The 19,790-nt window shown below is 62.2% G+C and carries 19 protein-coding genes; 16 read left to right on the plus strand and 3 right to left on the minus strand.

From position 1 onward, the window contains the following. Nucleotides 1-68 precede the first annotated feature (68 nt). From OHD58_RS22610 to OHD58_RS22670, 13 genes are all read left to right on the plus strand, one after another. The gene (locus OHD58_RS22610) at nt 69-1,226 is read left to right on the plus strand and encodes an acyl-CoA dehydrogenase family protein (protein WP_263805773.1); all 1,158 of its coding nucleotides are present in this window, start codon (nt 69-71) and stop codon (nt 1,224-1,226) included. A 36-nt stretch (nt 1,227-1,262) separates the two neighbouring features. Continuing rightward, on the plus strand, nt 1,263-2,042 hold the full coding sequence (locus OHD58_RS22615) for an enoyl-CoA hydratase/isomerase family protein (RefSeq protein ID WP_263805774.1): 780 nt from the start codon (nt 1,263-1,265) through the stop codon (nt 2,040-2,042). A gap of 186 nt (nt 2,043-2,228) precedes the next feature. Continuing rightward, nucleotides 2,229-2,642 carry a hypothetical protein gene (locus OHD58_RS22620; RefSeq protein ID WP_263805775.1) on the plus strand — a complete coding sequence of 138 codons (414 nt, stop codon included), beginning with the start codon at nt 2,229-2,231 and terminating at the stop codon, nt 2,640-2,642. Next, nucleotides 2,639-3,673 (plus strand): hypothetical protein, encoded by a 1,035-nt coding sequence (locus OHD58_RS22625; protein WP_263805776.1) that lies wholly within the window; start codon nt 2,639-2,641, stop codon nt 3,671-3,673. The genes OHD58_RS22620 and OHD58_RS22625 overlap by 4 nt, the downstream gene beginning before the upstream one ends. After that, nucleotides 3,670-4,854: a thiolase family protein gene (locus tag OHD58_RS22630; RefSeq protein WP_263805777.1), complete on the plus strand. Its 1,185-nt coding sequence runs from the start codon at nt 3,670-3,672 to the stop codon at nt 4,852-4,854. Before OHD58_RS22625 ends, OHD58_RS22630 begins: the two co-directional genes overlap by 4 nt. Then, nucleotides 4,851-5,357 (plus strand): Zn-ribbon domain-containing OB-fold protein, encoded by a 507-nt coding sequence (locus OHD58_RS22635; RefSeq protein WP_263805778.1) that lies wholly within the window; start codon nt 4,851-4,853, stop codon nt 5,355-5,357. Before OHD58_RS22630 ends, OHD58_RS22635 begins: the two co-directional genes overlap by 4 nt. 7 nt (nt 5,358-5,364) lie before the next feature. Further along, entirely contained in the window at nt 5,365-6,549 is a 1,185-nt protein-coding gene (locus OHD58_RS22640) for a CaiB/BaiF CoA transferase family protein (RefSeq protein ID WP_263805779.1), read from the plus strand. A gap of 41 nt (nt 6,550-6,590) precedes the next feature. Continuing rightward, entirely contained in the window at nt 6,591-7,844 is a 1,254-nt protein-coding gene (locus OHD58_RS22645; RefSeq protein WP_263805780.1) for a CaiB/BaiF CoA transferase family protein, read from the plus strand. 44 nt (nt 7,845-7,888) lie between these two features. After that, complete coding sequence (locus OHD58_RS22650; protein ID WP_263805781.1) at nt 7,889-9,085, plus strand: thiolase family protein; 1,197 nt, start codon at nt 7,889-7,891, stop codon at nt 9,083-9,085. Next, complete coding sequence (locus tag OHD58_RS22655) at nt 9,085-9,486, plus strand: Zn-ribbon domain-containing OB-fold protein (protein ID WP_263805782.1); 402 nt, start codon at nt 9,085-9,087, stop codon at nt 9,484-9,486. The genes OHD58_RS22650 and OHD58_RS22655 overlap by 1 nt, the downstream gene beginning before the upstream one ends. 19 nt (nt 9,487-9,505) lie before the next feature. Continuing rightward, complete coding sequence (locus OHD58_RS22660) at nt 9,506-10,381, plus strand: SMP-30/gluconolactonase/LRE family protein (protein WP_263805783.1); 876 nt, start codon at nt 9,506-9,508, stop codon at nt 10,379-10,381. Nucleotides 10,382-10,391: 10 nt separating this feature from the next. Then, the gene (locus tag OHD58_RS22665) at nt 10,392-11,336 is read left to right on the plus strand and encodes an NAD(P)-dependent oxidoreductase (protein ID WP_263805784.1); all 945 of its coding nucleotides are present in this window, start codon (nt 10,392-10,394) and stop codon (nt 11,334-11,336) included. A gap of 56 nt (nt 11,337-11,392) precedes the next feature. Beyond that, complete coding sequence (locus tag OHD58_RS22670; protein WP_263805785.1) at nt 11,393-12,790, plus strand: MmgE/PrpD family protein; 1,398 nt, start codon at nt 11,393-11,395, stop codon at nt 12,788-12,790. A gap of 39 nt (nt 12,791-12,829) precedes the next feature. Here the strand turns inward: OHD58_RS22670 and OHD58_RS22675 are convergent, their stop codons facing one another. Beyond that, on the minus strand, nt 12,830-13,798 hold the full coding sequence (locus tag OHD58_RS22675; protein WP_263805786.1) for a D-2-hydroxyacid dehydrogenase family protein: 969 nt from the start codon (nt 13,796-13,798) through the stop codon (nt 12,830-12,832). A 143-nt stretch (nt 13,799-13,941) separates the two neighbouring features. Between OHD58_RS22675 and OHD58_RS22680 the strand changes: the two genes are divergently transcribed. Continuing rightward, a complete protein-coding gene (locus OHD58_RS22680; protein WP_263805787.1) occupies nt 13,942-14,616 on the plus strand; it encodes an aspartate/glutamate racemase family protein in 675 nt (224 codons plus the stop codon). Nucleotides 14,617-14,651: 35 nt separating this feature from the next. On the opposite strand, the gene OHD58_RS22685 is transcribed toward OHD58_RS22680, so the two are convergent. Both OHD58_RS22685 and OHD58_RS22690 read right to left on the minus strand, forming a co-directional pair. Continuing rightward, nucleotides 14,652-16,292, minus strand: coding sequence for a GMC family oxidoreductase (locus OHD58_RS22685; RefSeq protein ID WP_263805788.1), 1,641 nt, complete (start codon nt 16,290-16,292; stop codon nt 14,652-14,654). Nucleotides 16,293-16,453: 161 nt separating this feature from the next. After that, a complete protein-coding gene (locus OHD58_RS22690; RefSeq protein WP_263805789.1) occupies nt 16,454-17,434 on the minus strand; it encodes an aldo/keto reductase in 981 nt (326 codons plus the stop codon). A gap of 200 nt (nt 17,435-17,634) precedes the next feature. On the opposite strand from OHD58_RS22690, the gene OHD58_RS22695 reads away from it, so the two are divergent. Both OHD58_RS22695 and OHD58_RS22700 read left to right on the plus strand, forming a co-directional pair. Next, entirely contained in the window at nt 17,635-18,678 is a 1,044-nt protein-coding gene (locus OHD58_RS22695; protein ID WP_263805790.1) for a Bug family tripartite tricarboxylate transporter substrate binding protein, read from the plus strand. A 60-nt stretch (nt 18,679-18,738) separates the two neighbouring features. Continuing rightward, nucleotides 18,739-19,785 (plus strand): zinc-dependent alcohol dehydrogenase family protein, encoded by a 1,047-nt coding sequence (locus OHD58_RS22700; RefSeq protein WP_263805791.1) that lies wholly within the window; start codon nt 18,739-18,741, stop codon nt 19,783-19,785. The last annotated feature ends 5 nt before the right edge of the window (nt 19,786-19,790 follow it).

Genomic DNA, 19,790 nt, shown 5'->3' on the forward strand with positions numbered 1-19,790 from the left:
CAAGCGCCGATCGTTCCGCGACGGTCTGCGCATTGTGCTGACTGCTGCTGACCCTGGGGGAAAACGACATGGATTTCAAACTGACCAGCGAGCAACGGATGCTCCAGGAGTCGGTCAGGGCGATGGTCGATCGCGACATCGTTCCCATTCTGAAGAGAAATGATCCGTTCAAGCCACTGCCGAAGGAAGAGCGTCGAGCCATCGTCAAGGTCGGCGCCGCTCAGGGGCTCACCTCGTGCCGCATTCCGGAGAAGTATGGCGGCGGCGGCATGTCTGCTTTCGACTACGGCCTGATCCGTGAAATGATGCCCGCGGCAGTCAGCTTCGGCATGGGCGGGCAGGAAGGGCCAGCCCTTCGCATCTGCATGGGCGGCAACGAAGAACAGATCGAGCGCTTTGTGCCTGCTCTGATCGCCGGCGACATACTGGGCGCGTCGGGCACGACGGAACCAGGCTCGGGATCGGATGCTCGCGGCGCCAAGACCCGGGCAGTACAGGACGGCGACGATTGGCTCATTACCGGCCACAAGATGTGGGTCAGCGGCGCATATAATTGCGACATCATGCTGACGGCAGCGTCCATCGGCAAGAACGAGAAGGGGCACAACCGCCTGCTCTGGTTTGTCGTCGACCAGCGCGAATCGCCATTCTTCACCTCCAAGACCCAGACACTGGGCCTCAAGCAGGGCGCGCTCGGCGAGGCTATTTTCGACAACTGCCGCGTTTCCTCGCGCAACGTGATCGGAGCCGAGGGTACCGCGTCGCGGGTGTTGCAGAACACCTGGATGCTGCAGCGCCCGGCGCTTGGCCTGACAGCCGTCGGGATGGCGCAGCGCGCACTCGACGCTGCGACGAAATACGCCGGCGAGCGGGAAATGTTCGGTCGCAAGATCGGCACCTTCCAACTCGTGCAGGAACTTTTGGCCGACTCCGCAGCTGCCGTCGTGACCAGCCGCCTCCTCTGCTACAAGGCCATGCAGGCGATCGACAATGACGAGCCCGACAAGGTCCATCTTTCAGCCATGGCGAAGCGCTACGCAATTGCAGCCTGCACCAGGGCTGTGTCCTTGTGCATGGAGGTCCACGGTGCGATGGGTATCAGCGTCGAGCTCGGGCTGGAGGAGCTCTATCGCGATATTCGCATGCTTCCCATTCCGGATGGTACAAACCAGATCATGACACTGATCGAAGGCCGCGAGATCACCGGGATATCGGCGATCCGCTGACGGCGGCCAGGGGTCTTCGTTTTAAGGATCGACCGCATGGCATACGAGACAATACTGACTGCCAAGCATGGCGCGACGCATGTCGTCACGTTCAACCGGCCGCATCAAAGGAACGCCGTCAACCACCAGATGATGCGCGAAGTGACGGCCGCGCTCCTTGAGGCGGAAGCCGATGCCGACAGCCGCTGCGTGATCATCACGGGCGGGTCGGAATTCTTCTCGGCAGGCCGGGACCTGAAGGAGTCCTCCCGCAGTTCGCCGGACGAACGGGAAGAGGCCAAGGTGGCGCTGCGGCGCATGACGGACACTATCGAGAACCTGAAAAGACCGGTCGTGGCGGCGATCGAGGGACATTGCCTAACCGGCGGCCTGGAGCTTGCCCTCACCTGCGATCTCAGGGTCGCAGGTGAAGGGGCGACCTTCGGGATCACCAGCGCACGGCTGGGAACGATCCCGGGTTTTGGCGGCACCCAGCGTCTGCCCCGCATCATCGGCATGGCCCGTGCGTTGGAGATGCTTTTCTCCGCAGAGCCCGTCGATGTCGAAGAAGCCTGTCGTATCGGGCTGATCAACCGGAAAGCGGATAAAGGCCGGGCGCTCGCCGAGGCATTGCGCATGGTTGAGGTTTATGCCGATAGAGCCCCGCTCAGCCTCGCCACACTCAAGCAGGTCGTCCGCCAGGGCATGGATTTGCAGTTCACCGCGTCACTCGACCTCGAACAGAAGCTTGGCGCCACCCTGACCGGTACCGCCGATAGGGCGGAAGGAATGGCCGCGTTTCTCGAGAAGCGCAAACCGCGATTTCAGGGGCGGTAACCGCCGATCACCGGGCGACATTTCCAGCCTTCTAATGTGCCACGAAAGGCAGATCGAGATTGACACTTGCCCAGTGGATGATATGAATAATGTTATATCAAAGTCCCGCTAAGGAAGCGGTGCCTGGAGGAGGCAAAAGCAGCTGTGAGTGAGCAAGGTAGTGTCCTTGAGGATCGATGGAAGCCAGTGTTCAGGCATTCGGCCGGACGCCTTGGTAGCTACTACCTCACCGCGATCCGGACGCAGAAGCGTCTGTGCGGCTGGCAGACTGTTTCGCCATCGCGGCTGAGCGTTCCGCCCAGGGATTTCGGCACCAAGGGAGAATGGACCGATATCGGACCAGGGGCCGAACTGCTTTCCTTTGCGCCCTCCGAATGGGTGGCGGATTCCGGCGAAGCCGTGCTTCGGGATTTCGTACTCGGCCGCGTGCTGGTCGATGGAGCCGAGGTTCCCCTCTTCGTCCTCGTCAAGTTGAATGGCGCCGACGGAAAGCGTGGACTTCGCCTGTCCGTGCGATTTGCCAAAGGGCATACCGGAACGGGCGTGGATTTCTGGTTCGAGCCCGTCAGCGCTTCGGCATCCGAAGGTGCCCAATCATGAGACCCGGCGCCGTGATAGCCGGATGCGGCTGGAAGCTCGGACGGCCCTTCCCCGACCGTCTCGACGTCGTTATCAGACAGGCGGTTCTGGCTGCCCTCGCGGAGAGCGGCCTTTCCATCGATGACATCGATTCCTTCGTCACGGTGGCCGGCGACACGCTGGACGGCATATCTGTCCCCGGGCGCGCCGAGGTGGCGGGCAATTATGGCCGGCGATACCTGAATGTGCCGTCGAGCGCCGGGCACGGACTGGGCGCGGCTGTAACGCAGATCGAGGCGGGAGAGGCAAAAAACCTCATCCTGGTCGGCTGGGGGGCGGCAACCAAATATGGCGCATTCGATCCGAGGCGCAATCAGGCCGACCCATTCTATGCCCGCCCGATCGGCGCATCGCCACGCGTCGTCGCCGCCCTGCAAGCAAACGAGATTCTCGATATGCCCGGCATGGAAAAATCCGCGCTGCAGTCCTATGCGGACGCGATGGCCCAGCGCGCCTGGGACGGCACGGTCGCTCCTGAGGCGGGTGCTGCTCCAGCCTGGGTCAGAACGGGTTTCTGCGATGGTGCGGTGGCTATCGTGCTGCGCCGCGCAAGCGATGGGAAGCCCGGTGTGGCGGTCAGCGACTTTGCAAGCATATCCCGAGCCTACTCGCCGGAAGACGACCGGCTCGACACGGCGGAATGGGTCAAGGAAGCACTGTCCGCAATGTCCGGGCGGGGCTACACCGATGGGACAGAATTTACCGTGATCGAAGCAGCCGCGCCGACGCCGATCGCCGAGGCGCGTGCCCTGTCGGCGCTGGGCTTTGCTTCAGACACCGACCAAGGCAAATTCAACCCATCGGGCGGTGGCGCCACGGCGCATTTTGGCCAGGCGACGGCGCTTCGCCAGATCGCCGAGACGAGCCGCAGGCTGGCCGCCGGATCGAAGAGTTCGTCACGGCGTCCCTCAAAGGGGTTGGTTCTGGATCTCACTGGTCCCGCCGGTCAGCATACCACCGCCATCATGTTACAAGCGGAGACGGTGCAATGACCGGTATCCCTGGTCGCCCGCTCGCCCATGTTCTCGGCACGGCTCAAGTGCCGATGCGTACGCGATTGCCCGACTACACCTATGCCGATCTGCTTGGCCGCGTCGCCTACAAGGCGATCGCCGACGCCGAAGTAGAAGCCCGCGACGTCGATGGGCTGATTCTGGCAATGTCGCCGACCACACCGCTCGGGCTCGACGAACCACAATATTGGGGTATTGCCGGTCTGCCGGGCGCCCACCGCTTTCTCGGCCGCGTCCATATTCTCGCCGCATCAAGCCTGGCGGCTTTTCGGCTTGCCTGCAGTTATGTCGCCTCCGGCCGCAAGAAGCGGGTGCTGGTTGTCGCTGCGGACCTTGCCGACGAGGTGCCCAGCCTGACCGGCGCGCTCGGGCAATTGCATGACCCGTTCACTGACAAGCAGGTCGTCCGCAACGCGATCGTGTCGGCGGCCACCCAGATGGCGGTGTACATGGCAAGGCACAAGCTCAGCGAAAGGATCATGGCCGAAGTCGTGGTCAAGAACCGCGGCAACGGCGTACTCAACGAATATGCGCAGCTTCGCCAGGCCATCACGCTCGACGACGTGCTCAACTCGCCGGTTATGACCTGGCCGATGAAGCGCCTGGACAGTTCACCACGCTCCAGTGGAGCCGCAGCGATTCTCGTCGGCGACGAGCCCGTCCAGCCGTCTCGCACCGCCGTCACTGCCACGGGGTTCGGCTCCTACGCCGGCGGCCGCTTCGTCGGTTCGCGCATGGTGCCTGAGGACAGCGCCTATTTCGATGGATCTGACCTGGCTGAGGCCGCCAACCGCGCCTATGCCACCGCAGGCATCAGCGATCCCGCCGAACAAATCGGTCTGGCCGAGGTTTACGCCTCGTTCGGCATCCTTGAGCTTTTGAGCATCGAGGCACTGCGCCTCAATAATGGCGGCAATGCCGCCGAGTTGATCCGCGACGGCCGATTCCATCGCAACTCGGCCCTGCCCGTGAACCCGTCCGGCGGCGCCACCTGCGGCAGCCCGATCAGCTCCACCGGGCTGATCCGCGTCATCGAGGCCGTCACCCAACTGCGCGGCGAAGCCGGCGATCGCCAGATCGACGTGAAGACGCCCCGCGCCGCCGTTTCGGCGATTGCCGGTGCGTTCCAAACCCACGAAGTGGGAATACTCGAAGCATGAGCGAGACAGCTTCAGCCGCACGCGCGAAGGATGCGCCGATCCGCGAGAAACGGCCCGACCCGGAAGGCATCGTCTTCGTCGACGCCGCCTGGGACGTGCCGCAGCATTATCGGCCCGATCCGATGATCGAGCGCATGTTCGGGGCGTTCAAGGAAAAGCGCATGCTGGGCGCCCGCGTGGCCGGTGGCGAGCGTGTGATCTTTCCGCCGCAGAGCTATTGCGAGGTGACGTATCGCGAGACCGACGAGCTTGTCGACGTCGGTCCCGGCGGCACCATCCGTACGTTCACTATTTCAAACACGAAGTGGAGCGGGCCGCCACCGCCCTACATTATCGTCTTCGTGCAGCTCGACGGTGCCAGCACCGCGACGGGTGGATACCTGCGCAATTTCGGCACCGATCCGGCCGGCAGTCTCGCCTTGATCGGCGCCCGCTGCCGTGTGGTTTTCAAGGACCAGCCGGTCGGCGAGTGGTCGGACATCTGGTTCGAATTGGAGGAATGACGGCCCCATGACCATAAACGAGACTTCCCTGACGCCCCGCGCCCTCGAAGGTGTGCGCGTCATCGACATGGCCGACACCAGCGCGGTCTACGCGACCAAGATCCTTTGCGACCTCGGCGCCGACGTGATCCGGATCGAGCGGCCGCAAGGCGATCCGATGCGCAGTGTGCAGCCTATCGATGAAGAGACCGGGATCAGTGCGTTCCACGCCTACATGAACACCAACAAGCGTTCGGTGACGATCGACCTCGACACCAGCGATGGCGCCGACCGCTTCAGGAAGCTGGTTGCCTCGGCCGATGTCGTGGTCGAGAGCGAGGTGCCGGGGCGCCTCGCTGCGCTCGGACTTGCCTATGAAGACTTCGCGGAGCGCCAGCCCGGTCTGGTTTGGGCTTCGATCACCCCCTTCGGTTCTACCGGACCACGCAGGGAATGGCTGGCCGACGATTTGATCAGCCAGGCCATGGGCGGTTTCATGACGCTGAGCGGTTTGCCGGAACGGGAACCGCTCAAGCTGTTCGGCGAACAATCCTGCTTCATCGCCGGTCTGCATGCTGCCTCCGGCATCCTGATCGCGCTGTGGCATTCGCTTGGCAACGGCGAAGGCCAGCATGTCGATGTTTCGGTTCACGAGGCGATCGCCCACACGCTCGAGAGCGCCATCCAGGTCTATACCACCGAGGGTCGGGTCCGCGGGCGTCTGCCGCGCAGTGACGAAGCCGGCATCGGCATGTTCCCGGCGACGGACGGCGAGATCTTCGTCTATGCCAACATGAACATGATCACCCGCAGCTGGTTCAATTTAGTCAAGGCACTGAAGCGGGCCGGCATACCAGGCGCCGACGATCTTGACGATCCCAAGTGGCAGGATCCGACCTTCCGCCGGACCCCCGAGGCCCGCGAGGCCGCCACGCGCATCATCGGCGCACTCACCAAAGACAAGAGCAAATACCAGAATTACAACGAGCTGCAGGGCGCCAATATTCTTTCCGCGCCGATGAGCCAGATCGGCGATCTGTTCAACAACCCGCAGCTGAAGTTCCTAAACTGGTTCGTCGATCAGCCGATCGGCGAGAAACAGGCGACGTGGCCCGGGCCGGCCTTCCGACTGTCCGAGACGCCGCGACGCCAGCCTGGACCTGTCAGGGCCGCAGGCGCCGACAACGAAGCCGTATTCGCGGAACTTGGCTAGGCCCGGTCGGTACTAAACAGACATTTGAGCGAGGCAGAGCGATGAACGTCCAGACGAGAATTCCCGCCCAGGCCAACGACCGTGCTCGACTCCCCTTGAGCGGCATTCGCGTGCTCGATTTCACCATCGGCGGTGCTGGGCCTTTCGCTACGAAGGCCATGGCCGACTATGGCGCCGAGGTGATCAAAATCGAGACCCGGACACACCCGGACTTTCCGCGCACCATGGGTCCCTATGCCGGGGGCATCAAGGATCCCGATCGCAGCGCTTATTTCACCAACCGCAATTCCAGCAAGCTCAGCCTGACGGTGAACCTCAAGAAGCCCGAGGCAGTCGCCGTCATCAAGAAGCTCGCACCGAGCTGCGACATCGTCATGAACAATTTCCGGGCCGGCGTTCTCGATCGCCTGGGCGTCGGTTACGATGCCCTGAGCCAGCTCAGACCGGATCTCATTTATGTGGGCATGCCGCTGCAAGGCGCCGGCGGGCCGCAAGGCACCTACAGTGGTGTAGGCCACACGCTCAACGTCCTTTCCGGCATCTACGGCGTGACGGGATATGACGACGACATGCTGGTCGGCCCTGGCACCAACTACCCCGATCACTCCGTCAATCCCGGCCACGCTCTCGTGGCGGTCATGGGCGCATTGATCTATCGCCGGCGCACCGGCAAGGGCCAGTACATCGAGGTGGCGCAGCTGGAATCTACCATGAACCTGGTTGGTCCCAATGTCGTCGGCTACAGCCTGACCGGCAAGAACCCGAAACCCCTCGGCAACGAAAGCTACGAGTTCTTTCCCTACGGGCTGTTTTCCTGCGCCGACGACGTGTGGCTGGCAATCTCCGTTCGCCGGGATGACCAGTGGCAGGCGCTTTGCCGTGTCGCCGGGTCGGAGCCCTTCTGCGGTGATGCGGCGTTTGCCACCAATGCCGGGCGCATGGCCGGCAAGGCGAAACTGAAGCCGATGATGGTCGCCTGGACGAAGAAGCACGACGCCTTCGAACTGATGAAACAGTTGCAGGAGAGCGGCGTGCCCGCCGGCGTGGTGCAGAACGCCCGTGATCTCGTCGAACGGGACGAGCAGATCGCGGCGCGCGGAAACTTCGTCACCGTCGACCATCCGGTGATGGGGCCGGTTGTGTACAACGGCTCGCCGAGCAAGCTTTCCAAGACGCCAGGCCGCATTGCTTGTGCCCCGCTTCTCGGCGAGCACACGGACTACATCCTGAAGGACATGCTCGGCATGGCCGACGACGAAATCGCCAAGCTGCATGAAGTCGGAGCGTTGGAGTAGCGCCAGCGCCTGACATACCCGGTGGAGCGGATGGAGGAGGCAACGTGAACGCACCGCAGACCAAGATCGAGGCAACGTCCGACCGGTCGCTGGACAACATTTCAGCCGTGGTCGGCATCGGCCACAGCGATTGGCGCGCCGACTACGCGGCCGTGCGCGGCGGCGGCAAGCCGACCGATTCCTACGGCTACGGCGCAGTCTCCCTCAAGCGTGCCCTGGCCGACGCCGGCATCGACAAGTCGGAGATCGATGGCCTGATCGTCGGTTCGCCGACTTCCTACGAACGCGCCAGCGAGCTTTATGGGCTGGCGCCGCGCTGGGGCATGCAGGCCGACTCGAGCCAGGCCATTGTCGCGGCGATGATGGCCGTGAAATCCGGCCTTTGCGAGGTTGTGGCCCTGGTCTACGGCAACGATCAGCAGTCGGCCAAGGTACAGTATGGTGGGCCGCAGGCGATGGGTGGTGGTTCCAACCTTTCCTACGTCTATCACGCGCCCTTCGGGCTCACGTCTCAGGGTGCGCTTTACGCGCTCATGCAGCGGCGACACATGGAACTGACAGGGGCAACCGAGAGCGATCTCGGCCAGGTCTCTGTCGGCCAGCGCGCCTGGGCTTCGCACAATCCGGCGGCGATCATGAAGGACCGGCCGCTCAGCCTCGAAAGCTACCTGTCGTCACGCTACATCGCCGAACCGCTTCACCTGTCGGACTATTGCCTGATCAACGACGGTGGCGTTGCGCTGATCATCATGGAGAAGTCGCGCGCCAAGCGGCAGGGCCGCAAGCCGGTCACGATCAAGACCGCGGCGCGCTACGACCTGCACGGCGGCTCGACGACGTTGCGACCGAGACTCATGGATTTCTACCACACCGGCCACACGGTGGTTTCACAACAGATCTACAACGCCGTCGGCCTCGGTCCGAAGGACATGGACGCGCTGCTCGTCTACGATAGCTTCAGTTGCCATATTCCGTTCGCGCTGGAAGGTTTTGGCTTCTGCGGCATCGGTGAAAGCGGCGCTTTCATGCGCGAGACCGGTATCGGTCCCGGCGGCAAGCTACCGATCAACACGCATGGCGGGCACCTATCCGAAAGCTACATGCAGGGCTGGGCGCACCAGATCGAAGCAGTCCGGCAGCTCCGCGGTGAGGCCGGACTGAACGTCCCGGATTGCCGCAACATCCAGTATATCTCCGATGTCGTCGGCAGGGTGTACTCGATCATCTATGGAGTGGAATGATGCTCGGACCGCGCCTTTATTCGCCATTCGACGAGACGATGTGGAAAAGCATCGCCGAGGGCGGGATGCGCATCCAGCGCTGCGACGAGTGCAGCACCTACCGCTACCCGCCCGGCGCATGTTGTCCCAACTGCCTATCGATCGATTTCGGCTGGGAACCGATATCCGGCAACGCCAAGGTTCTCTCGTGGATCACATACCACAAGCAGTATCTACCGGCCTATCCCGCGCCGACAACGATCGTGGCGGCCATGCTCGACGAGGGTGAGATATTGATCACCAATATCGACGCCTCCGAGACCGACAAGCTCTCGGTCGACTGTGCGGTACGGGTGGTCTACGGCGATCATCCCGATGGCTACAAGATCCCGCGATTCACCCTCGCGACCCAGACATCCTGAAGAGAGCACGAGGACGACTTTGACCACGTTGCGCCATTACCCAGAGCCGATCGCCGTCTTGGGCGAGGCGCCGGTCTGGGATCCGGAGGTGGGCCGGATCTGGTGGGTGGACTGCGACCAGAAAAAGCTATTCCGCCGCGATCCAGCGTCGGGAGCCGATACAGATACGATCGCGCTGCCGCATTACCCAGGATCCTATGCCTTTCGCAGGAATGGCGGGCTGATCATGGCGTATCGCAACGGGCTTACCCTGCTGGATCCGGAAACGCTCGAGGATCAGCCGTTCGAGGCGACAGGCGCCGACTTCTCGCAGGAACGCTTCAACGACGGCGCCTGCGACAGGGCGGGCCGTTTCTGGGTCGGTACGATGGATCGTAAACGGACCGGCCGCAATGGCAACCTGTTTCGGGTAGACCCGGATCTGACAGTCACCCGCATGGTCGGTGACCTGGTCGTGTCGAACGGCATCTCGTTCAGCCCCGACGACCGCACCATGTATCACCACGATTCTCGATCCGGGCTGGTCTTCGCCTATGACTTCGACATCGACAGGGGCGAGATCAGGAATCAGCGTGTATTCGTTGATTTTGCCGGGCGGCCAGGTCGCCCTGACGGCTGTACGACCGATGCCGAGGGAAACCTGTGGATCGCCGAGATCGGCGCCGGGCGCGTCGTCCAGTTCGATCCTCGGGGCCGCCAGATTCGCGTAATCGAGATGCCGGTGACGCGTCCGTCCAGCGTGATGTTCGGCGGCGAAGACATGTCGACGCTGTTCATCACCACGATGCGTGACGGCCTGCCGCCCGAGGAGGCGGAACGACAGCCGCTGGCCGGATGTCTTTTCCACGTCAAGGTAGATATCCCAGGCCTGCCGGAGCCGCGGTTCGCCGGCTAATGAGAATCGCTTGGCGTCTGTCAAGCGTCGAGCCCAACGTGCGGAGGAATTGATGGCGGATCGGATCGGCTTTATCGGGTTGGGCCGCATGGGCAAGCCGATGGCGACACGCATTCACGAGGCAGGGTTCGCTTTGACGGTGTTCGATGTCGTCGGCGAGACGATGGATACGTTTCGCCAGCGTGGTGTCAAAACCGCTTCGTCACCGCGAGAGGTCGCCGACAATGCCGAGATCGTCTTCGCCTGCATTCCGTCGCCGGAGGCCAGCCTTGCTGTCGCATTTGGCGAAGACGGCATCGCCAGGGGCAGCGCCATCGAGGTCTATCTCGAATGCTCAACCATCGGCCCCGATTACATGGCCAAGATCGCCGACGGGCTTTCGAAGACCCGCATCAGCTTTCTCGACGCGCCGATCAGTGGCGGCATCCCGGGCGCCGAGCAGGGCACACTGTCCGTCGTCACGGCCGGCGACGCGGCTGCCCTCGAGCGAGCACGGCCGGCGATGTCGGCATACGCCCGACACATCTTTCATGTCGCCGACAAGCCAGGTCCGGCGCAGATCGCCAAGCTGATCAACAACATGCTCTCGACGACCGGTACCATTGCTGCTTTTGAAGGCATGGTGTTCGGCGCCAAGGCCGGACTCGACGTCGAGGCCTTGCTCGAGTTCATCAACGTCAGCACGGGGCGCAACGTCGCGACGATGCAGAAGATCCCTGCCAACATCCTGACCCGAAAATTCGGCGGCAAGATCGATACCGGCGTCAAGGATCTCGGGCTGTTCGTGCAGCAAGCGGAAAAGTTCGGCATCAAGCCTTACATCGCGCCGCGTGTGCAGGAAGTTTTCCGCGACGCGATAGCCGGTGGCTACGACAAGGAAACGATGCGTATCATCGAGTTCCTGGAAAGCCGCGCCGGCGAAGGCGTTGTCGTCAAGGGCAAGTCAAAGGCATAGAACAGTGCCCGTGGAACGCGGTGCGTCACCGGGCAGGCATGGGAGGATCGACCGTCGTGAGTGACATATCGAAGACACAGCAGGCAGACCTTCTTCAGGACCGCATCGCCGCCTTTGCATCGGAACTCGCCTTCGACGGCCTCGGTGCGGAGGATGTCGAGGCGGCGAAGGCGCGCATCATCGATACCTTCGCCGCCACATATGTGGGCTTCTTTTCAGAGACCGCACGCACCGCCCGTGCCTATGCCGCATCATTCCGTTCCTCGGATGGTTCGACGATTATCGGCACAAGGGAAAGGACGAGTCCCGAATGGGCGGCGTTCGTCAACTCGGCGACCTCTCGCGAGGCGGAATGGAACGACGTCTACATGTCGCGCGGTGCCGGCGGAGCACATCCGAGCGACGTCATCTTGCCGATCCTGGCGGTCGCGGAACATGTCGGGGCAAGCGGTCGTGAGTTCCTGACGGCTATCGTTGTGGCCTACGAGATTTATCTCGGTATCTCGGACGTGGTTCAGATCACCGGGTTCGACCAGACCGGACTGGCCGGATTGAGCGTTGCTGCCGGTGCCAGCCGGATTCTCGGCCTGACACCGCAGCAACTCAAGCATGCGATATCGATCTGCACCGTCGCCAACAACCCGCTCAACCAGACCCGCCGCAACCAGTTGTCGATGTGGAAAGCAGCGGCGGCGGGCCAAGGTGGCAAGGCCGGTGTTTCGGCCGCCTTCATGGCGCGGGCAGGCATCGAAGGCCCGCATCTCCCTTTCGAGGGGACGGCGGGCTGGAATCAGCATGTCGCGCGCAACACATACTCGGTCGACGGTCTCGATCCGAAATCGGGCGTCTACCGCATCCGGGATTCCCTGATCAAGCCGCGAGCCTCCTGTGCCGTCACCATCTCCTCGATCTTCGCGGCCGAGGATGCAGCACGCAAGGTGCGGGCACCTGAGGTCGAACGTGTGGTCGTCGAGACCTACGCCTACGCCAAGAACGGCGTCGGAACGGGCGAGCAGCGCTGGAATCCAACTAGCCGCGAGACCGCCGATCACAGCATTCCCTATGTCGTGGCCGCCGCGCTGTCGGACGGCTCAGTCGGGCCGCGCCAGTTCAAGGACGACCGCCTGTGGGACCCTGATCTGCGCGCCTTGATCCAGAAGGTCGAGGTTTTGGCTAACGACGAGTTCACGGAAGCCTACGACCGCTATCCCCGCCAGCATTACACACGGGTGACGGTGTACACCAAGGCGGGTGAAGTCGTCGTCGGCGAGGCGGGTGGCCCCGACAGGGAAGACATGGGCCGGGCTAAGTCGGTCGCCGAGATGGATGCGAAGTTCACGGCGCTGGCGGAAGAATACATCGGGTCACGTCGTGCCCGAGAAGCGCTCGACCGCATGTGGCGTCTCACCGATATCGCGGATGTCAACGAAATACCGCCGCTGTTCACGATCTGACGCCCCGAACAGCGCCTCTGTCGGGGGCTCAACCCTGCTTCATGAAGCTTCAAGCAACCGGATAGGTGCGCCATCCAAAAAAGCGAGCACGTTCTCGACGGACTCGCCATAGAAAGTGCTAAAGTTTTCGCGCACGCAGAATCCTATATGCGGCAGCAGCAGCATATTCTTTGCACTGCGTAGCGGATGGTCGGAAGGTACGGGTTCGACATCATAGACATCGATCGCCGCGACGATCTTGCCCGCATCGGCGAATTCGATCAGCGCCGCTTCGTCCACCAGCGGACCGCGCGACGTGTTGATCAGGATCGCGCCTTGCTTCATCAGTTCGAGATCGCGTCGACCAATGATACCCCGCGTGGCGGGCGCCAGCACCATGTGAATGCTGATCACGTCCGAGCGCACGAGCAGGTCGTCTTTCGCGGCGAATGTCACACCGGCCGCGTTTGCTCGCTCTTCGGTTAGATTCGGGCTCCACGCCAGCACGTTCATGCCAAGCGCCTTGCAGTATTTCGCCATGGCCGTGCCGAGCCGCCCAAGGCCAATCAGGCCGACCGTCTTGTTGCGCACGACGAAGCCCAGCGGCACGCCGCCCTGGAACTTGCCGGCATGCATATTCATATCTCCAACGGGCACATGGCGTGCCGCCGCCAGCATCATGCCGAGCGCCAGTTCCGCCGCCGCGGTATCGGCGCCGTCGCCGAAACCCGTCTTGGTAGCCGCTATACCGCGCTCCTTCAAAGCGTGAAGGTCAACCGACATGTTGCGCGGACCGGTAATGCTCAGGAGGCGGAGTTTGGGAAGCCGGCCGATCAGGCTGGCGGGAAACGGGGTTCGCTCGCGCATCGTCATGACTATGTCGAAATCGGCCAACGCCTTCGCAGCCGCATCCTCGGTCGCAAAAGCCTGATCGAAGAAAGTGATCTCCGCGCGTGCTTTAAGCGGTGCCCAATCCGCGCTTTCCCGCGCCGCGCCCTGCCAATCGTCGATTACCGCAATCTTGGTCATCTTCCGCCTCTTCTGCTCGACTTTTCGCTAGACCCATTTGGCATAACTTTTATATCATTTGAAGGAGGATTTGGCCGGTGCAGCAAATTGACCGATCAATAGACTGCACCACCTCCACGCAAGCTACCTACAGGGGGTCTTGAGTGTCCCGGGCTAAGGACAGTTCAACCAGACGCATCATACTGGTCCATGCATATCGGCATTCGCTTCCGCCGATAGAAAAGGCTTTCCGCGATCTATGGCCGGAGGCCGAAGCGCTCAACCTGGTCGACGAGTCCCTCTATGCCGACGTCACACCCGACGGCGTCGTCGACGCCACTGTGCCGTCACGCATGCGCGCGCTCTTCGCCCATTGTCTGGCTTCGGGTGCGCACGCGATCGTCTTTACAGGCTCCACTTTCGGACCGGTAGTAGAGGAGGCTCGACTTGGCCTTCCGATCCCCATATTCAAGTCCGATGAAGCGATGGCGGAAGAAGTCGTCGCGCGAGGCGGCAAGGTGCTCCTGGTCTGCACGGCGCGCCGCGCAGCCCCGGTCATCGCGGCAAACATCGAGGCTGCCGCGAGGCGGGCCGATGCTACCATCGAACTGGAAACGCTCGTTGTCGACGCCGCAAAGGAAGCCATCAGCAAGGGCGACATCGCGCGGCATGATCAGCTGATCGCCGACGCCATCGCCGGTCGCACCGACGTGAGAAGCATCGTGCTCGGACAACTCTCGATGTCGAATGTTCCTGCGCTGGTTCCCGCACAGATCGCCGAAAATATCGTGTCGGGCGCGGAGGCTTCCGTCCGCGCACTGCGCTCACTGCTGAGCTGATTCCGTTTGCCATGCTTGCGAACCGCCGAGCGAGCCTATGCCGCGGCGGTGGGCCGACTGTCAGTCGGCCCCACATCCCTTCGAATGAGGTCCGAAGCCTTCTCCCCGATCATCGTTGTCGGCGCGTTGATGTTGCCCGTTGTCACTATGGGCATTATCGAAGCGTCCGCGACCCGCAGGCCGTCGATGCCATGGACCCGCAGGCTCGGATCGACAACAGCCATGGGATCCTTGCCCATCCTGCAAGTGCCGGCAGGATGATAGGCCGTGTGGCCTGTCGCACGGATATAGATTTCGATCTCTTCGTCCGACTGAACGGCTTCACCAGGGAAGACTTCATCGTAGACGTAAGGCGACAGAGCGGGCGCGGAGAAGATGCGCCGGCCGAGACGGAGTCCTGCCTTCAGCGTCTCCATGTCCTCCTGTGCCGTCAGGTAGCCAGGATTTATGGACGGATGTTCGGAAATGTCGGAAGTCCGCGCACGCAACCGTCCGCGGCTCTTCGGCTTTGCCGCGCTCACCGAAAAGCGGATGCCTTTTACGGCTTCGATCCCGATCAGTTCCTTCTTCGATGCACTGCTGCGGGGAAATATCCCGGGCATAAAAAGGAACTGCAGGTCCGGATTTGCGATGTCTGGGCGGCTCCTGGCAAATATGGTCACCGTCGTTGAGCCGAAGGTGAATGGGCCAGACGCAAAGAGAGCCCACTGAACAGCCGACGGGGCGAGCCGCCAGCTGCCGACAAAATCATTCAGCGTCAGGATGTTCCGGGTCTTCTGGGCCACAGTGCAAGCATAGTGATCATTCAGGTTCTCGCCCACGCCAGGAAGGTCATGCACGACATCGACACCGATCGACTTCAGGTGCTCTGCCGCGCCGATGCCCGACACTTGCAGCAGATGCGGAGACCCGATTGATCCCGCCGAGACAATTACTTCGCGGCGGGCGTGAACGGTCTTTTCCGCGCCGTTCTGGCGATAGACCACACCGACGCAGCGGCGTCCTTCGAAAAGGAGGCGCAGCGCCAGCGCCCCGGTTTCCACCTTGAGGTTGGGACGCGCGGTGACCGGCGCGAGGAATGCGCGCGCGCTGGATGCCCGAAAGCGCCCATTGCGCGCCATCTGGGAATAGCCGACACCCTCCCCGGTTGCGGCATTGAGGTCGGAGAACAGCTTGAAGCCGGTCTGCTGGGCGGCTTCCGCGAGCCGGTGCGTCACCGGCAGGATGGTCTTATAGGATGCCACCCTGAGCGGGCCCATGCGTCCTCTGAACTCGTCAGACCCGCCGTCGAAGCGCTCCATTGACTTGAAGTACGGCAGCACGTCCCTGAACGACCATCCGTCGGCACCGGAGGCCGCCCAGTCGTCGAAGTCGGAAGGCAGTCCGCGTACGAAGTTCATGCCGTTGATCGAACTGCTGCCGCCAAGCACCTTGCCGCGTGTCCACTGGAACGAGCGGCCGGCCGTTTCCTCGTGCTTGTCGGTCACGAACCGCCAGTCGAAGACATTGTGGCCACGGAGCTTCAGCGCCGCTGCGGGAACGCGCAGCTTATAGTCATTGTCAGACCCACCGGCCTCCAGGATCACGACCCGCTCGGCGCCCTGCGACAAACGGTTGGCGATGACGCAACCAGCAGATCCGGCGCCTACGATCACGTAATCCGCTTCAGCTTCCATCAATGTCCCCTGAAGGTTGATCTCATCCAGACCCATAGGCGGGCCGCAATCGACATCGGGTCTCGAGGCAATGAAACTATATTTGTTATGCCATTATAGTCAACATGCGGCTGAACGCTCCTCGTCAACGTCACGAGTCCTGACCAGCATGGGTGGCGTGACTATGGGACCTTCGGTGCTTCTCGGTTCGTGGCTCTTGGCGTAGCGTCCAATCCAACCCCGATCAAATGACCGAATAGCGCATGGATCTTCTCGATGTCCTCGACCGGCAGCGGAGGCTTCATGATGGAGGCAACATTGCTGTGAACGTGTCGAGGATTTCCCGTCCCGAACACAACCACGTTCATGCCGGCCTGATGGCGCGCGAATCGGTAAGCGGCGGCGGCGACGGTCTCGGCGCCTCTGTCGTGGACCAGGAAGTCGAGTGGATTCTCCTTGCCATCGAGCTCCGCCGGCAATTGCCCCACCGCACAAAGCTCGCTCACCTTTGCGCGCAGCGCCTCACCGCGCGCAAAGATGTTGCGTACCGCATACATTCCCACGGCGCCCGTCTGCTCGGCTTGAAGTCGGGGGAGCAGTTCGTGGCAAGCGTTCTGATGCATCATGTGGAACGCCAGCAGCATCACCTCGAATTCGGCATGCGCAGTCGCGCGAAGCAGCAGACGATGATGAATGTCATCGCCTGACTCGGTAAGCCCAATGTGTTGGATCTTGCCGTTCTCCCTGGCGCGCAGCAGGACGGGAAGCACCACCTCAATCAGATGATCGAAACTCTCCGGCCGAGGGGCATGCGGCTGGTAGACATCGATGTAGTCCGTCTTCAGCCGCCTCAAGGAGGCATCGATGTTCTGCGCGATCTGGTCGGCGGAATAAAGTTCGTCTCGTCGGTGCACGCGCCCCTTGGTGGCTATGACCAGCGTGCCACGATCGCGGCCGCTTATGCCCAGGCCGACGGCTCCCTCGGTTTCATACGCCTCGGCGGTGTCGATGTAGTTGACGCCGAGATCGAGCGCGGTGCGAACGATATCGGCGGCCTCGGCTTCCGTCTTGCCATGTGACAGGCCGAGGCGGCTGAAGCCGCCGCAACCAAGCCCCGCGACACTCACTTTGAGGCCCGTCCGTCCTAGGGTCGTGTAGTCCATTCGGTCCGTTTCCATCGCTTCCCCGAAATCAGTATAGCATATTGTTATAATGAGCTAGACAGCATGACCAGTGCTGTAGCATGGTGAACTCCACGGAGGATCCCACCACGCATCGACCGATGCGGAGGAAAGAGGTTCGTTGAACGAGCATTTCCGAGGCTGAACGGCTGGTAAGGAAGAGAATTCGTAGGGAGGACCAAATGACTGGACTGAAATCCGCACTCTCCACTCTGAGCCATTTTGCGGTATCCTGTCGGAGATTTCCCACCGGACGTCTCCGCGCCGCTTTGCTGGCGCCTGTTCTTGGTGTTGCCATCGTGATGGCGCTGCCGACGCTGGCCGGTGCTCAGGATTACCCGACCGGGCCAATCAAGATGACTGTCGGCTACGGAGCAGGCGCGACGACCGATTTGCTGGCGCGCATCGTGGCCTCCGACATGTCGAAAATACTCGGCCAACCGATCCCCGTGGAGAACAAGCCGGGCGCGAATTCGGCGATCGCCGGGCGGCTGATCGCCCAGGCTGACGCCGATGGCTACAACCTGCTGTTCGGCGCGTCGGCGATGGTGTCCAACATCTACGGCATGTTGGATCCAGGTTACAAGATGTCGGACTTCGAGGTGGTGGGGGGCCATACCTTCTCTCCCTTCGTCCTCGTTATCAATTCTGCCTCCTCTGGCGCCAAGACCCTTGCCGACCTGATCGCATACGGCAAGGCAAATCCCGGCAAGCTGACATATGCATCGCTCGGCCCATCGAGCCCGGCGAATCTCGCATCCCAACGTCTTCAGGCACTCACGGGTATCGGATGGAGCGAGGTCCCATTCAAGGGCAGCGCCGATGCTGTCACGGCTCTGACGGCAGGCACTATCGACGCCTATTTCTCTGCACCTGCGTCGGTCACTTCTGTTACGGAGCGCCCTGACCTCCATATCGTTGCGACGAGCGGCAAGCAGCGTGTCAGCAGCTTTCCCGAGGTGCCTACCTTCGTGGAACTGGGCTACGAAATCACGGATGATTTCTCGTACGGCGTCCTGGTCCGCACCGGCACACCGGAGCCCATTCTGCAGAAGCTGAGGGACGCATTCGCTGAAGCAAAGCGGTCTCCGGAGGCGCGCAGCAAGATCGAAAGCGCGGGGCTTCAGGTCTATGAAGGAACCCCCGAGCAATATGCCGCCGAGCTTGGACAGCAAGGTGTGGTCTTCGAAGCCGACTTCAAGAAGCTTGGCATCGAACCGCAATAACAATCGGCGCCGGCCGGTGCCGCAACGGACAATTTCTTCGACAACAGCAGGTAAGACAAAATGCGTGGATTGAGCTTTGGCGGCAGCAGCACGATCGAGTTTCTCGATGTTCCAGATCCGACCCCCGGCGAGGGCGAGGTGGTTCTCGAGATGAAGGCCTCTGGAATGTGCGGCAGCGACCTCAAGATGTACAAGGCGCCGCGCGGCAGCTTGACGATTGCTCGCGTGGTAATGACCAAGCCGGTTATCGCAGGTCATGAGCCCTGCGGCGTGGTCGCGGCTATCGGGCCGGGCGTCTCGCCTCGACAGGCACGGATCGGCGACCGCGTGATGGTTCATCACTACGCCGGCTGCACCGTCTGCGATCATTGCCGCTCCGGCTGGGAACAAATGTGCGATCAAGAGAATCCGGTGGTCTACGGGATTGGCGCCGATGGCGGCCACGCGCCCTACATGAAGGTGCCGGCCCGCACGCTTGTGCCGTTACCGGACGAACTCAGCTTCGAAGCCGGCGCAGCCATTTCCTGCGGCACCGGAACAGCCTTCCAAGGGCTGAAACGCGCCAGTCTCACCGGCGACGACACCATCGCCATCTTCGGACAGGGTCCTGTCGGACTGGCTGGCACCCAGCTCGCTGCGGCCATGGGTGCCCGCGTGATAGCCCTCGATATCACCAAGGAACGACTGGACAGGGCTAAGGAACTCGGCGCGCATCACGTCGTGAACCCAAAGGACGAAGATCCCGTTGCTGCAATCAAAGAACTCACCAGGGGCAAAGGTGTGCGCGTTGCGATGGAAGCGTCAGCTTCTCCTGATGCGCGGGCGGCTGCACTGGCCTCGCTCGCGCCGTGGGGTACGCTTCTGTTCATCGCCGGCGGTACAGCATTCAGTTGCGACAACGTGAGCACCATCACGCAAAGGCAGCTGACCTTCATCGGTTCGTGGACCTTCTCCAAGGTCGGTCAGGCCAGCTTTGCACGCTATGTCGCCGACCGTGGTATCCCAGTCGACGCCGTCTTTACCGATCGCTGGCGCCTCGAGCAGGGCGACGAGGCTTACAAGAAGTTCGCATTGCAAAGCGGCGGCAAGGGCGTGTTCTTGATGTAAGTCCG

It is taken from the genome of Mesorhizobium sp. ZC-5 (genome assembly GCF_025753855.1).
GTDB lineage: Bacteria > Pseudomonadota > Alphaproteobacteria > Rhizobiales > Rhizobiaceae > Neomesorhizobium.